Genomic DNA, 13977 nt, shown 5'->3' with positions numbered 1-13977 from the left:
ACACCGCGCGCGGAGGCGGGGTCCCCTCGGGGCCCCGCCTCCGCGTCGTTCGGGAGACCCCTCACCTCTCCCCCGCGCCACCTGCGAGAACGCGTCCTCGCCGGCCGCCGGCGGGCGCCGTCGGCCCCTGCGGAACAATCGGGGCGCGATGGACGAGGAGCTGGAGCTTTTGGTCACCGCGGTGGTCGCCGCCGACGGTGCTGCCCAGGCCCGCGCCGCGTGCCGCGCCCTCCAGGAGAGGGTGGGCGGCCGGGTGGTGGAGACCGTGGACTGCTCGGACGAGGACCCGGGCTGCTGGTCGGTCACGGTCCGCGTCACGCCCGGCGAGCGGGTGGGCTCGACGGCCGCCGCGGCGTTGAGCCGGTCGGTCCGCTCGTTGCTCCGCGCGCTGGGGCCCGGGTTCGCGACCGGACGGGTGTCGTGCGAGCCGCCGACCGCGTGGACGGTGGTCGACGACCCCGACCTGGTGGCCCTCCTGGTGCCCGGCGGGGAACGCCTGCTGGTCGAGGCGTGGACCGGGACCGGGTGGCAGCCGGCCTCCGGCGACTTCGCCCCCGGCACGCCGGATCTCCCGGAGTCCGACGCCGAACCGGAACCCGTCGACGACGGCACGGGGCCGCGCCTGCGGCTGTGGGTCGACGTGGCCACCGACCGGGAGGCGGGCGCGCAGTGGCAGTCCCGCGCGGTCGCCAGCCGGGTCACCCGCGAGGCCCGGTTGACGGGTGTGGCGCGGCACGCGACCGCGATCCGGGTGGGCTTCGACCTCGGGCGCGTGGACGGTGACCCCGCGCGGGCGGTGGAGCGGGTGGTGGCGGCGCTGGGCGGCACCGGGTGGACGCCGCCGGAACGGACGGAGCGGACGGTGGTCTCCGGGTGGCGGCGCGCCGACCCGCCGATGACGGGGGTCGTCGCGGTGGAGGTGGCCGCCGAGATCCCCTCGCCCGTCCCTCGCTGATCCACACCGGCGACAGCGCTCCCGGCCGACGCGGGGTCCTCGCGCGACCCCACAGAAGTCCACTGTGGACAATCTCGGTTCCGCGTCCGTCCCGGCAATGAAGAAGGGTGTGCCTTCAGACGAGGCAGGAAGCCCACGAACGCTTCACAAAGATCTCGGTCGATCAACGGGAGCGGCCACGCGGCGCCGCCCACTTCCCCGAGGAACTGACGGACCGCGTGCCCGAAACGGCAGGAGCCCGGGCCGGACGAGCCGGCCCGGGCTCCTCGCTGTCACCGGCCCGCGAAGGGCTCAGTCGTTCGTGCGGGGCGGCAGCCAGGCGGCCGTCACCGGCCCCCAGTTCCCGTCCGCGTCCTTGGCCCGCACGTAGACGAGCCGGTGCTCCCCGGTGTCGCCGGCGGCGTCGAAGACCCCACCGATGTCCACAGTGGACCCGTCACCGCGCACCTCCAGCGCCTGCGCGACGCCGCCCTCCCACGGGGCCTTCGCGACGTACACCTCGGCGGCGACGACCTTCTGGGCGGCCGGCCGGTTCACGCCCCGGCCGCCGTAGGCGTCGTCGTCGGCCTTCGCCGTCACCGAGGCCCAGTCGCTGCGCGCCCGCTGCACGGTCACGCCGGAGATCGTCGGGCCGAGCGCGCTGGTGTACGGCGAGCGAGCGGCCTTGGCCGCGTACAACAACGCCGGCCCGTTCAGCTCCCAGAACCGGTCCTGGCACCGGTACTCGGGGAAGAACCCGGTGCAGTCACCCGAACCCGGCCCGATCTCGAAGGTGAACGAGGCGATGCCGAGACGGTCGTAGGTCCAGTCGTCGGTGCCGCCGGAGGCGTTGTACAGCACCTCGCCGGGCTGGCCGGTGTTGTACCCGTTGAAGTGGCTCATCCGGAAGGCCATCGACCGCAGGCCCACGTCGTTGGGCGTCTTCACGTTCTTGTCGTGGCCCCACGGGAAGAGCACGAGGTTGCCGTAGGTGTGCAGGGTGACCATCGCGCCGCGGGTGGTCGGGGGCGCGGCGTCGGTCTCGGCGGGGCCGCGCTGGTCGGGGAACAGCCGCTCGAACAACGCCGCGAGCGCGGTGGTCTCCGGCTCCGACGCCGCCTTCGGCCCGGCGTACACCAGGCTGCACGGGTTCTTCGAGGTCGACGCCCCTCCCCAGTGCGAGTCCCAGTTGCGGTTGAGGTCGATGCCCTCCTGCGAGGACTGCCACGGGCCGGAGCACGGCTTCTCGGAGTTGGCGTCGTCGCGGTTCTTCCGCTGCCACGCGCGGCTGTTGGCGCTGACGTCCCCGGCGGCCAGCCCCTCCTCCACGGTCTGGATGCCGTCCGGGTTGACCTGCGGGACCACCCAGACCTCGGTGCCGTCGAGCAGCGCCGTGATCTCGGCGTCGTCGCGGTAGCCATCCACCAGCCGGGTGATGAACCGCCAGGCGGTCTCACTGGTGGTGATCTCCCTGGCGTGGATCTGCGCCATCAGCAGGAAGCGCGGCTTCGGGGAGTCCGGCCGGACCTGGCAGCCCTGCTCCGCCCGCGCGGTGAGGCACAGCGCCGTCAGCTCGTTGCCCTGGCCGGGGCTCTGGGCGCGCAGCCAGGAGTCGCCGTACGGCACGCGTCGCGCCAGCTCCGGGTAGTGCTCGGCCACGTCGGAGACGAACTGGTGAAAGCCATGCACGGTGCGGTATCCGCCGTAGAAGGTCGGGTACTGCCGGTCGGCGAGGCGTCGGGGGAGCGGGGGCGTGGCGGCGGCCTCGGCCTGGCTGACCGCCGGCACGGCCTCGGCGTGCACGGTCTGGACGCCGAGCCGGTCCAGCTCCTCCCGCGTGTGCTCGGTGCCGAGGACGACCACCCTGTCGCCGTCCCGGGTGACGACGTCGAGGCCGTGCTCGACCAGCCGCTGGGCCAACGCCCCCGGGTCCTCGCCAGGGGAGGTGACGGTGAACAGCTCGGTGGTCGGCGGCGCGGCCGGGTCGGTGGCGGCGCCCGAGGCGGGCGCGGTCACCGCCAGCGCCGTCACCGCGGCGAGCGCGGCCGCGGTGACGGTCAGCGCCCTGCGTGCCCGGGTGGGACGTCGGAGCATGTCGACTACGTCCTTCCACGTCACGAATACGGTCTACGGATTGTCACCATTCCGTCACCACATGGCACAAGGAGACGAACGTCGGGAAACTGCCGCCGGTCGGCACCGTTCGTCCGGGCACCCCACCCCTACCCGGCGCAAGGAACGCGCCCAATGAGACGATCTTGCTTGCGTCGCCGGACGGCGGTACTAGCGTCGAGGTCGATGCGGCTCCCGCGCCGGAGGCCACCCCGGCGGGACGGGGCCGCGATCGGGGAGCGTGGGCGAGATGGCAAGCGTCGATGAGGTCCGTGCGGGAGTCCAGCACGCCACCGGCAAGGCGGGAGAGAGCGTCGGGGCGCTGCAACAGGCGATCTCGGCCCTCGAGGAGGCGCGGCAGACCTTCGCCCAGGTGATGCAGGGCACCAGCCAGAGCGACGCCGGGCAGGTCGACGGCCTGCTCCAGCAGGCGTTGCAGAGCATCGGCGACGCGCAGCAGACGGTCAACGCGGCGGTGTCGACCGCCGAGAGCCTCGCCAGCCGGCTCTAGCCGTGTCGTCGATCGCCGAGCTCCGGGCCGCCCTGGAGGCGGTGCGCGAGCAGCTCCGCGTGGCGCACGCCGCCAGCAGCTCGGCCAGGGAGTCGCTGGAGGAGTCCAGGAGCCTGTTCCTGGACGTCGGCCGCAACCACCCCGAGCCGCTGCTCCCACCCGAGCTGGCCAAGGCCCTCGACCAGGTCGACCACGCGCTGTCGCTGGTCGTGGCCGCGATCACCAGCCTGGACGGGTACGCCACCCGGCTGTGAGGAACGGCCCCCGGCGGCAGCGGCTACCGTGATCACGGCGGTGCGCCGGGGCCCTGGCGCGGGTGTCAGCGGACGGCGCCCTACCCCCGACGAGTGAGGTGGGCAGTGCCTTCGGAGAGGCGAACCGAGCGGCGCAGGCGGATCGAGGCGGCGTTCGCGGAGTTCCGCCGCGCCGTGGCCTCGGCCCTGTCCGCCGCGGCCACGGAGCGCGCCAGGGCGGCGTTGGCCCACGCGCGCGCCGTCGTCGAGCTGTGGGTGCGCCAGGACGGGGTCGACAGGGCGCTGGCCTCGCGGGAGCTGGGCGCGGTCCTGCGCAACCCGGTGCTGGCCCCGGTGCTGCGGGAGGCGCTGGCCGAACGCGAGGAGATCTTCGCCGAGTGGACCGGCCGCGGCCCGGCGGAGATCGCCGAGCTGGTCGCGGCGAGCGCTCCCGGCGCGGCCTCCCTGCCGTGGGAGCGGTGGCTGGGCACGCCGGGGCGGCACGACGGCGCGGCGCCCGTGCCCGAGCTGTGGCGGGTGGGCGTGGCCGCCGTGGACCGCGCGCCGGTGCGGGAGGAGTTCCCGCTCGCGGTGCCGTTCCTCGACGTCGCGCACCTGCACGTCAGCACCACGTACGAGAGCAGGGCGGCGGCGGAGGGGCTGGTCGAGTCGCTGCTGCTCCGCGTGCTCGGCCACTTCCAGCCCGGCATGGTCCAGATCCACGTGTGGGACGTCGGCCAGCTCACCGGGGCGCTGCCGGGGCTGTACCCGCTCACCAGGGCGGGGCTGTTGACCATGCACGACCCGACGCAGCTCCACGTGCTGCTCGACGAGCTGGCCGAGCACATCCGGCGCATCCACACCAGCGTCCTGGTGGAGGGGCACGCGTCGCTGCGCGAGCTGGCGGCGGCCACCGGCCAGCGCACCGAGCCGTGGCGGGTGGCGGTGCTGTTCGGGCACCGCGAACGCCTGAAGGACGAGCTGCACCAGAAGTTGCAGCGGATCGCGCGCAACGGGCTGGACTGCGGCGTCCACCTGGTCATCGTCGACATCCCCATCACGGTGAACTCGCCGGTGGAGACGATCGACCTGGTCAGCGGGCCGATCGGCCGCAGCACCATGACCGGCGCGCACGCGACGGTGCGGCTCGACCCCCCGCCGCCGCGCCAGGCCGCGTTGCGCGCCAGCGCGGTCATCGCCGAGGAGGCGGTGCGGCGGCGCAGCCGGGTGTGCTCCTTCGAGGACCTGCTGCCCGCGCGGACGTGGTCCTGCCGGTCCACCACCGGGCTCCAGGCCCCGGTCGGCTACCACGACGGCCAGCCGGTGTCGCTGACGCTCGGCGACGCCTCCCCGCACGTGCTCGTCGGCGGGCCGAGCGGTTCCGGCAAGACCAACTTCCTGTACGCGATGCTCGGCTCGCTGGCCGCCCGCTACTCGCCCGACGAGCTGGAGCTGTACCTGCTCGACTTCAAGGAGGGCGTGTCCTTCGCCCAGTTCACCCGGGGCCGCAAGGACCCGAGCTGGCTGCCGCACGCCCGCCTGGTCGGGGTGAACGTCAACACCGACCGCGAGTTCGGGCTGGCCCTGCTGCGCTTCCTCACCGAGGAGATGCGCAGGAGGGCGGACGCGGCCAAGCGGCACGAGGTCACGAAGCTGGAGGAGCTGCGGGCCGAGGACCCCGACGGCCGCTGGCCGAGGATCGTCGCGGTGATCGACGAGTTCCAGTACCTGTTCTCCGAGCGGGACGCGGTGACCAACCAGGCCGTGGCGCTACTGGAGGACGTGGCGCGCCGGGGTCGCTCCCAGGGCATCCACCTCGTGCTCTCCAGCCAGGACGTGTCCAGCATCGAGGCGTTCTGGGGCAAGCCGGCGATCTTCGAGCAGTTCATCCTGCGGGTGGCGCTGCCCAAGGCCCGGCGCGTGCTGGCCGACACCAACGACGTCGCGATGGAGCTGCCCCGGCGGCACGCGGTGGTCAACCACGAGTCCGGGGTGCGGCTGGGCAACCGGATCGCGCGGATCCCCGACGCCACCAGCAGGGGGACCTTCGACGCCCTCCAGGTCCGGCTGTGGGAGATGCGGTCCCCGGCGCTGGAGGAGCCCCGGCTGTTCGACGGCAGCCAGATCCCCCGGCTCACCGAGGTGCGGGACTTCCTGGCGCTCGCCCCCGGCGGCGAGGGACCGCCGGTCGCGCTGCTCGGGCAGGTCATCGACGTCGCCGGCAGCGCGGCGAAGGTGTCCCTGCCGCGCGGGCCGGGCCGCAACATCGCCGTGCTCGGCTCGTCCGCGCGGGACGCGGGCAGCGTCCTGGCCGCCGCGACGGTGTCGCTGGGCCGGCAGCACGCTCCCGGGGAGGCGACGTTCACCATCGCCTGCCTGATCGACGAGGCGGGGGCGGCCGGTGAGCAGCTCCAGCGCGACCTGAAGGAGATGGGCCACGAGGCCGACCTCCTCGACCTGGACCGGTTGCGCGACCTGTTGGCCGACAAGGCCGAGCGGATCACCGCGCGACTCTCGACGAGCGGGGCGGAGCGGGAGCCGCCGCACTTCCTCGTGGTGTACGCGGCCGACGCGGCGCAGGCGGTGCTGGAGCGGAAGGAACCCGGCGCTCCCCGGTCGGGGGTGGACAACCTCCGGCACGTGCTGCGCCACGGGCCCGAGCTGGGCGTGCACACGATCGGGTGGTGGCGCGGGGTGGCCCGGCTCAGGGCGATGCTGCCGCTGGGCTCGACCGACGAGGTCGGCGCGTGGGTGGCGTTCGACGTGCACGGCCAGGAGCTGGCCAGCCTCGCGGCCGGCCAGGTGATCACCTGGTCGCCGAGAGCGCGGCGCGGGCTGTTCTTCGACCGGTTCGAGCACGCGCGGCCCGAGGTGCTCATCCCGTTCGACGTGCTGGAGGAGGCCCGATGACCGGCCCGGGATCGGCGGCGGCCCGCTACAAGGAGATCACCGCGCGGGTGGCGGAGCTGGTGGAGCGGCAGCGGCAGCGGGACCGGGAGCGCGCGGCCGAGCTGGACAGGGCGGCCGTGCGGGCCCGGCAGGAGCTGGCCGAGGCCGGCGAGCGGGAGCACATCGTGCGGGTGATCGCGGAGGCCCAGTGGGAGGCCGCGGTCGAGGCGCTGTGGGAGCAGCGCTGGATGACCATCCAGCCGCTGCCGGCGCTGGAGGACCTGGCGCCGCAACGCGCGGCCGACGTGGCCGCGCTGGACGGGCTCCCGGTCGCCCGGCCGGACCTCAACCACCTCGACCGCGAGGTCGAGCGCACCTACCAGGCGCTGGAGGAGGCGCTCCGCAAGCGCACCTTCCTGCGTCGGCGCTGAGCGCGGCCCACCGGGGAGCCGGGTCACCGGTCGCCGAGTGGGTACCTCTGGGGGCGTGGGCGGACAGCCGTCAGCGCCAGGGCGCGCCCCACCGGTCGGGCACGCCGGCCGTGGCCAGGTCGAGCGCCTCCTCGACGGTGGCGACCAGGAGCGCGGGGTCGTCCAGCACCCCGCGCCGGCAGCCGGCCTCGAATCCCACCCGGACGCCGGCGAGCACCAGCCGGACCAGGAGCCGGGGGCGCAGGTCGGTCCGGTCGGCTCCGGCCCGTCGCGCGATCTCGGCGGTCACCAGGCGCTCGACGTCGGCCTGGCGGCGCAGGCTGCCGGCGAGCAGCGCGGGGGTGGCCTCCACCAGGTGGTGCACGGTGAGGAACCGGACGAGGGCCGCCCTGTCCGGGCCGGTGAGGTGGGCCAGCAGCGCCCGGTACGCCGCGCGGAGCGCGGTGAGCGGCGGCTCGTCGGCGGGGCGTCGTTCCAGCTCGGCCAGCATGAGCTGGTCCAGCTCCGCCAGCGTGGACAGCGCCACGTCCTCCTTGCCGTCGAAGTACCGGAAGAACGTGCGCGGCGAGACCTCGACCGCCGCCGCGATCCCCTCCACCGTGGTGGCGTCGTAGCCGTTGGCCGTGAACAGGTCGAGCGCGGCGTCGACCAGCGCGGCGCGCGTGCGCAGCTTCTTGCGCTCGCGCAGCCCGAGCGGCTCCCCTCCCGCACCCATGTCCCCCACCTTACGGCAGCGGACGCCTTCTGTCGTGTAGTGTCTTTTGTCAGCGAGTGACAGTTCGCGGTGTTCTTCCTGGAGGTCACCATGTCCGTCCCCACCCCGCCCGACACCGCCCGCGAGGTGCGGCTCGTCAGCCGCCCCCAGGGCTGGCCCACCCACGACAACTTCGAGCTGGCCGACGCGCCGGTGCCCGCGCCGGGACCGGGCCAGGTGCTGGTCCGCAACCTCGTCATGAGCGTCGACCCCGCCATGCGGGGCTGGATGGACGAGCGGCCCTCGTACCGGCCGCCGCTGGAGCTGGGCAAGGCCATGGACGGGGGCGCGGTCGGCGAGGTCGTCGCGTCCGAGTCCGACGCGCTGCGCCCCGGTGACGTCGTCCTGCACTACAAGGGCTGGCGGGACTACGCGGTGGTCGACGCGAACCAGACCGTGAAGGTCGACCCGGACGCGGCGCCGCTGGGCGCCTACCTGGGCGTGCTCGGCATGCCCGGCCTCACCGCGTACGCCGGCCTGCTGGAGGTCGCCCAGATGCGGGAGGGCGACGCCGTGTTCGTCTCCGGCGCCGCCGGCGCGGTCGGCTCGCTGGTGGGCCAGATCGCGAAGCTGCGGGGCGCGTCCCGGGTGATCGGCTCGGCCGGCAGCCAGGACAAGGTCCGGTTCCTCACCGAGGAGCTGGGCTTCGACGCGGCGTTCAACTACAAGGACGGCCCGGTGCGCGAGCAGCTCAGGGCCGCCGCGCCCGACGGCATCGACGTCTACTTCGACAACGTGGGCGGCGACCACCTGGAGGCCGCGATCTCCGCGCTCCACGTGCACGGCCGCGTCGCGGTGTGCGGGATGATCTCGCAGTACAACGCGGAGACGCCGTCCCCGGCTCCGCGCAACCTGACCCAGGTCGTCACCAAGCGGCTGACCCTGCGCGGGTTCCTCGTGACCGACCACGCCCAGCTCCAGGAGCGGTTCCAGCGCGAGGTCGGCGGCTGGCTGCGGGACGGGAAGATCCGCTACCGCGAGACCGTGGTGGACGGCCTGGAGAACGCCGTCGACGCGTTCCTCGGCATGATGCGCGGCGAGAACGTCGGCAAGATGCTGGTGAGCATCGCGTCCCGCTGAGCGGTCCGGTCCCCGGGGCCGGGGCGCGCGTCAGCCGAACGCCGGTTCGGGTGATGCCGCCCCGGCCCCGGTCCGCTTGCAGCGCAGCCGGCTCCCCGTGATCGCGGCGTCCATGTCGAGCGCCCCGGAGACCAGGGCCGTCACCGTGTCCAGGTCGGTCTCGACCACGACGTCCGGCGCCTCGGTCGGGCCGTCCACGTATCCGGGGTCCTCGGCGACCCGAAGCGTGAGAACCACCTCGCCGAGCCGCAGTTCGACCGTGGCCGAGCCGAGCACCGGGCGCAGCAGCGCCGCCAGCGGCACGGCGAACCAGTGCTCCCGCACCGAGTCGGTCGACCGGCGCTCGCCCAGCCGAGGGCCGCCCCATGCGGCCAGCGCGGCGAGCACCGGGGCCAGCTCCCTCCCCGCCGGCGCCAGCTCGTAGACGTGCGCGGTCGAGCGCGGCATCCGCCGCCGGGCCACCAGGCCGTCCCGTTCCATCTCCCGCAGCCGCGCGGCCAGCACGTCGGTGCTCACCCCCGGCAGGTCGGCCAGCAGGTCGCTGTAGCGGCGGGGGCCGCCCAGCAACTCCCGGACGACGAGCAACGTCCACCGCTCGCCGAGGTGGTCGAGCGCCCTGGCGAGCGGGCAGAACTGGTCGTAACTCCGACGCGGCACCCCATCAGGGTACCGATCCGGTTGGACTTTCCAAGTAGCCGCTTGGTAGAACCAAGTAGCGACCGTGGGAGGAAGGCACCGGCATGCAGATCACCCAGTCGAGCAAGCTCGCCGACGTCTGCTACGACGTCCGCGGCCCGGTCCTCAGACAGGCCCAGCGGCTGGAGGAGGAGGGGCACCACATCCTCAAGCTGCACATCGGCAACCCCGCCCCGTTCGGCTTCACCGCGCCGGAGTCGATCCTGCGCGACGTGATCCGCAACCTGCCGAACGCGACCGGCTACAGCGACTCGAAGGGCGTGCTGTCGGCGCGACGCGCGGTGGTGCAGCACTACGAGGAGCGCGGCGTGCTCGGGCTCGACGTCGAGGACGTCTACCTCGGCAACGGCGTCTCCGAGCTGATCCTCATGTCGTTGCAGGCGTTGCTGGACAACGGCGACGAGGTGCTGATCCCGGCGCCCGACTATCCACTGTGGACCGCCTCAGTGACGCTGTCCGGCGGTCGCCCCGTGCACTACGTGTGCGACGAGGGGGCCGGCTGGCTGCCCGACCTCGCGGACATCGCCTCGAAGATCACCGACCGCACCAGGGCGCTCGTGCTGATCAACCCGAACAACCCGACCGGCGCGGTCTACCCCCGGGAGCTGCTGACCGAGCTGGTCGAGCTGGCCCGGCGCAACAACCTCGTCCTGTTCTCCGACGAGATCTACGACAAGATCCTCTACGACGGCGCGACGCACACCTGCACCGCCTCGCTCGCGCCCGACCTGCTCTGCCTCACCTTCAACGGGCTGTCCAAGACCTACCGGCTCGCCGGCTTCCGCTCGGGGTGGATGACCGTGTCCGGCCCCAAGCAGCACGCCCGCAACTACATCGAGGGCCTCGACATCCTCGCCAACATGCGGCTGTGCCCGAACGTCCCCGCCCAGCACGCCATCCAGACCGCGCTCGGCGGCCACCAGAGCATCAACGACCTCCTGCTCCCCAGCGGCCGGCTGCTGGAACAACGCAACCGCGCGTGGGAACTGCTCAACCAGATCCCCGGCGTGTCCTGCGTGAAGCCGATGGGCGCGCTCTACGCCTTCCCCCGCATCGACCCGAAGACGCACCCGATCCACGACGACGAGAAGTTCGTGCTCGACCTGCTGCTGGCCGAGAAGCTCCTCGTGGTGCAGGGCAGCGGGTTCAACTGGCCGCGCCCCGACCACTTCCGCATCGTGACCCTGCCCAGGGTGGACGACCTGGAGGCGGCGATCGGCCGCATCGGCCACTTCCTGTCCCACTACCGCCAGGCCTGACGCGCGCCGCCCCAGACAACGCGAAACCCGGGCTCCCGTCGTCCGGCGGGGGTTCCCGGGCTCACGCGGACCCCGAACAACGCGAAACCCGGGGTCCCACCGTCCAGCGGGAATGCCCGGGTCCACGCGGGCCCCTGGCGGGGCCGGGGCCACTTCCAGCCGCGTCAGCAGACCGACTGGCTTGATGTGGCGACTCAACCAGATGACAAGCGGAGAAATCCAGCCGTAGCAACAAAGTTCGCTCGATCAGGTAACGGGGGAACCACCCCCTAAGCTGCCCCGGATCTCGACAGAAGAAAGGTCTGGGGGCAGTGCGAACACTCGCTCATGTCGACGAAGGCGGAGGCCCGCTGTCAGACGGACAGCGCATCACGGGCTTGGCCGCGGTGCTGTCTGGAGCGGAGGACGAGGCGGCCCTGCGCTCGGGGATTCGCTCCTTGCTGCTTCCCGGGCAGGAGTACCTGCACCACTACAACGAAGGCGCCAAACGCCGGATCGAGATCGCCTACGCCCTCGCGGAGTTCGACTTCCACGGCGCCGTGCTCGTGACCCGCGTGACGGGCAACAACCACCAGGAACCGGCCAGGGCGCGGCTTCTGGGCTGGCTCCTGCCCCGACTCCAGCACACGGAGCGAGTCGATCACGTCCTGATCGAGTCCCGGCACGGCGGCGACAAGCACGACCGCCGGACGGTCCGCCTCCTCCAGCGGTCACACCAGATCACGAGCCAGCTCACGATCCACCATCTCCGCAAGCGCGCCGACGAGAGGTTGTGGGTCGCCGACTTCGTGATGGGCGCCTACGTCTCGGCGCACCTGCACGGCGAGGGCGAGCCATGGGAGGTCCTGACCAACGCCCACGTCATCGACGTCGTGCGGGAGGGTGCCCAGAAAACGCGAAACCCGGGCTCCCACTGTCCGGCGGGGGGTCCCGGGCTCACGCGGGCCCCGGCGGAGCCGGGGCCACTTCCAGCCGCGTCAGCAGACCGACTGGCTTGTCGTGGACAGGATGCCACACAAAATTCTGCGTGGCACGTCACCCGATCTGAGGATCTTGGTCCGCCTGCCCCGGGGTCGGGATGAGCTTGCCGGGGTTGAGGATGCCGGTGGGGTCGAGGCGGCGCTTGACCGCGTCGAGCACGCTCGCGCCGACCTCGCCGATCTCCCCGCTGAGCCAGGGCCGGTGGTCGGTGCCCACGGCGTGGTGGTGGGTGATGGTGCCGACCGGGGTCCCGCCGGCCCCGGCGATGGCCTGGCAGGCGGCGGCCTTGGCGCGCTGCCACTGCCCGACCGGGTCGTCCGGGTCACGCGGCACGATCGCGGTGAAGTAGAGCGAGGCCCCGGTCTCGTAGGCGTGGGAGATGTGGCACATGACCACGGGACGGCGCCCGGGCGCGGTCAGCGCGTCCGTCAGCGCGCCCCGGACCGAGGACCACAGCGCCGGGATCGCGGACCAGTGCGTCGCCGTCTCCAACGTCTCCACGCACACGCCCACGTCGAGCAGGGCGTCGCGCTGGCGCGGACCGGCGAACCTGTTGTGCCGCCAGGACTCCCCGGCGGTCGAGCCGAGCGTCACCGGGCTGAAGGTGTGCACGATCCGCAGGGCCGCCGCCCGCTTCCAGGCCAGCTCCCTGCCGTCCTCGGCCTCCCAGCCCAGCACCAGCAGGCAGGGGCGGTCGACGCCCCGCAGGTTCAGGTACGCCCGCAGCGCCTTCGTCTTCAGGCCGCCGGAGAGCGCGACCGACACCTCGGTCTCGTCCATGTCGGACAGCCGGGTCACGTCCGCCAGCTCGCGCTGCTGCGCCAGGGCGCGGACGACCGCGACCCCGCGCTCCCATCCGTCGACGACGAAACCCTCGTAGCGGCGCACCGTCGGGGCGGGGCGGACCCGGAGGGCGACCTCGGTGATGACGCCGAGCGTCCCCTCGCTGCCGAGGACGAGCTGCCGGAGGTCGGGGCCGGCGGCGGAGGCCGGGGCGACGCCGAGCCGCCACTCCCCGACCGGCGTGGCCATCCGCAGCCCCTCGACCATGTCCTCGAACCGGCCGTATCCCGAGGAGGCCTGGCCGGCGGAGCGGGTCGCGGCGAAGCCGCCGATGGTGGCCCGCTCGAAGGACTGCGGGAAGTGCCCGAGGGTCAGGCCGTGCGCGCCGAGCAGGCGTTCCGCGTCGGGCGCGCGCACTCCGGCCTGGAGCACGGCGATCCGGGACACCGGGTCGACCGAGACGAGCCGGTCGAGCTGGGCGAGGTCGAGCGCGACCACGGCGCGCTTGTCGCCCCGGAGCGCGGTGACGCCGCCGACCACGGACGTCCCGCCGCCGAAGGGGACCACGGCGATGTCGTGCTCGACGCACACGTCCAGGACCCGTTGGACCTGGGCCGGGGTCTCGGGGAGGACGACCGCGTCCGGCGCGGCGAGCCCGGCGCCGCTCCTCCGCCTGATGAGGTCCACATAGGACAGTCCACCGGTCCTGCCGAGCCGGGAGTCCCTGTCCAGCAGGACGTTCGCGTCGTCGACCACGCCGGCGAGCGCGGCGCGGGCGGACTCCGGCAGCGCGGACTCGGCGACGGGCAGCACGGACGAGGGTCCGGCCGGGGTGCTGCCCTCCTCCAGTCCGGTCCTGGCGCGCAGCCAGCGGAGGGCGTGGGCGGGCAGGGGGGACCGCGCGCCGCCGGCGGGAGTCCAGCTCCCCCGGACGGTGTGGTCGATGGCCTCGGTCACCGCTACAGTGTGACACATGACGTCTCAGCGTCACAGTGTTGATCCCGTCGCCGTCGATCCCGTCGCCGTCGATCCCGTCGCCGTCGATCCCGTCGCCGTCGATCCCGTCGCCGTCGATCCCGTCGCCGTCGATCCCGTCGTCAGTCCCGTCGCCGACCCTGTTGATGGCCCCGTCGTCGGTCCCCCGCTCGTGGCCGAGCAGCCGGTCCCCGCCACGGGTTCCCCGGCCCCGCGCGTTCCACCCAACCGGGTCGACGACGACACGCTGCTCGACGCGGCGAGGGAGTGCGTGCTCGCGGTGGGCGTGCGCCGCACGACGCTGACCGACGTGGCCCGGCGCGCCGGGGTCAGCCGGAT

Annotated in this window: 13 protein-coding genes; 9 read left to right on the top strand and 4 right to left on the bottom strand. The window is 73.4% G+C overall.

What is annotated here, in order from left to right; translation table 11 throughout:
- Positions 1-148 precede the first annotated feature (148 nt).
- Entirely contained in the window at positions 149-955 is an 807-nt protein-coding gene (locus LX15_RS28905; RefSeq protein WP_253673865.1) for a hypothetical protein, read from the top strand.
- Between the two features lie 291 nt (positions 956-1246).
- On the opposite strand, the gene LX15_RS28900 is transcribed toward LX15_RS28905, so the two are convergent.
- A complete protein-coding gene (locus LX15_RS28900) occupies positions 1247-3028 on the bottom strand; it encodes a M14 family zinc carboxypeptidase (RefSeq protein ID WP_253673781.1) in 1782 nt (593 codons plus the stop codon).
- Positions 3029-3296: 268 nt separating this feature from the next.
- Here LX15_RS28900 and LX15_RS28895 point away from each other — a divergent pair, with 268 nt between their 5' ends.
- From LX15_RS28895 to LX15_RS28880, 4 genes are all read left to right on the top strand, one after another.
- A complete protein-coding gene (locus LX15_RS28895) occupies positions 3297-3557 on the top strand; it encodes a hypothetical protein (RefSeq protein ID WP_253673779.1) in 261 nt (86 codons plus the stop codon).
- 2 nt (positions 3558-3559) lie between these two features.
- On the top strand, positions 3560-3811 hold the full coding sequence (locus LX15_RS28890) for a hypothetical protein (RefSeq protein ID WP_253673777.1): 252 nt from the start codon (positions 3560-3562) through the stop codon (positions 3809-3811).
- A gap of 105 nt (positions 3812-3916) precedes the next feature.
- A complete protein-coding gene (locus LX15_RS33330) occupies positions 3917-6700 on the top strand; it encodes an FtsK/SpoIIIE domain-containing protein (protein ID WP_253673775.1) in 2784 nt (927 codons plus the stop codon).
- On the top strand, positions 6697-7110 hold the full coding sequence (locus LX15_RS28880; RefSeq protein WP_253673773.1) for a hypothetical protein: 414 nt from the start codon (positions 6697-6699) through the stop codon (positions 7108-7110). The genes LX15_RS33330 and LX15_RS28880 overlap by 4 nt, the downstream gene beginning before the upstream one ends.
- A 70-nt stretch (positions 7111-7180) precedes the next feature.
- Here the strand turns inward: LX15_RS28880 and LX15_RS28875 are convergent, their stop codons facing one another.
- The gene (locus tag LX15_RS28875) at positions 7181-7825 is read right to left on the bottom strand and encodes a TetR family transcriptional regulator (protein WP_253673771.1); all 645 of its coding nucleotides are present in this window, start codon (positions 7823-7825) and stop codon (positions 7181-7183) included.
- Positions 7826-7915: 90 nt separating this feature from the next.
- On the opposite strand from LX15_RS28875, the gene LX15_RS28870 reads away from it, so the two are divergent.
- Positions 7916-8944, top strand: a complete 1029-nt coding sequence (locus tag LX15_RS28870) for an NADP-dependent oxidoreductase (RefSeq protein ID WP_253673769.1) — start codon at positions 7916-7918, stop codon at positions 8942-8944.
- A 30-nt stretch (positions 8945-8974) separates the two neighbouring features.
- Here LX15_RS28870 and LX15_RS28865 read toward each other — a convergent pair whose 3' ends face one another.
- Complete coding sequence (locus LX15_RS28865; protein ID WP_253673767.1) at positions 8975-9601, bottom strand: winged helix-turn-helix transcriptional regulator; 627 nt, start codon at positions 9599-9601, stop codon at positions 8975-8977.
- Positions 9602-9684: 83 nt separating this feature from the next.
- Between LX15_RS28865 and LX15_RS28860 the strand changes: the two genes are divergently transcribed.
- Positions 9685-10899 carry a pyridoxal phosphate-dependent aminotransferase gene (locus LX15_RS28860; RefSeq protein WP_253673765.1) on the top strand — a complete coding sequence of 405 codons (1215 nt, stop codon included), beginning with the start codon at positions 9685-9687 and terminating at the stop codon, positions 10897-10899.
- A gap of 386 nt (positions 10900-11285) precedes the next feature.
- Complete coding sequence (locus LX15_RS28855; protein ID WP_253673763.1) at positions 11286-11981, top strand: hypothetical protein; 696 nt, start codon at positions 11286-11288, stop codon at positions 11979-11981.
- Here the strand turns inward: LX15_RS28855 and LX15_RS28850 are convergent.
- Positions 11935-13620: an FAD-binding oxidoreductase gene (locus tag LX15_RS28850; RefSeq protein ID WP_253673752.1), complete on the bottom strand. Its 1686-nt coding sequence runs from the start codon at positions 13618-13620 to the stop codon at positions 11935-11937. The genes LX15_RS28855 and LX15_RS28850 overlap by 47 nt on opposite strands.
- 16 nt (positions 13621-13636) lie before the next feature.
- Between LX15_RS28850 and LX15_RS28845 the strand changes: the two genes are divergently transcribed.
- Positions 13637-13977, top strand: a 341-nt coding sequence (locus tag LX15_RS28845; RefSeq protein ID WP_253673750.1) for a TetR/AcrR family transcriptional regulator, incomplete at its 3' end; no start/stop codon positions are given.

The organism is Streptoalloteichus tenebrarius, from assembly GCF_024171885.1.
GTDB lineage: Bacteria > Actinomycetota > Actinomycetes > Mycobacteriales > Pseudonocardiaceae > Streptoalloteichus > Streptoalloteichus tenebrarius.
The sequence above is the reverse complement of the archived record's forward strand: the minus strand, read 5'-3'. Positions and strand labels throughout refer to the sequence as shown.

Bases quoted from the DNA above. Each gene is read 5' to 3' on its own strand.
- LX15_RS28860 (WP_253673765.1), top strand. From the start codon at position 9,685: ATGCAGATCACCCAGTCGAGCAAGCTCGCCGACGTCTGCTACGACGTC.
- LX15_RS28900 (WP_253673781.1), bottom strand. From the start codon at position 3,028: ATGCTCCGACGTCCCACCCGGGCACGCAGGGCGCTGACCGTCACCGCG.
- LX15_RS28880 (WP_253673773.1), top strand. From the start codon at position 6,697: ATGACCGGCCCGGGATCGGCGGCGGCCCGCTACAAGGAGATCACCGCG.
- LX15_RS28870 (WP_253673769.1), top strand. From the start codon at position 7,916: ATGTCCGTCCCCACCCCGCCCGACACCGCCCGCGAGGTGCGGCTCGTC.
- LX15_RS28905 (WP_253673865.1), top strand. From the start codon at position 149: ATGGACGAGGAGCTGGAGCTTTTGGTCACCGCGGTGGTCGCCGCCGAC.
- LX15_RS28875 (WP_253673771.1), bottom strand. From the start codon at position 7,825: ATGGGTGCGGGAGGGGAGCCGCTCGGGCTGCGCGAGCGCAAGAAGCTG.
- LX15_RS28895 (WP_253673779.1), top strand. From the start codon at position 3,297: ATGGCAAGCGTCGATGAGGTCCGTGCGGGAGTCCAGCACGCCACCGGC.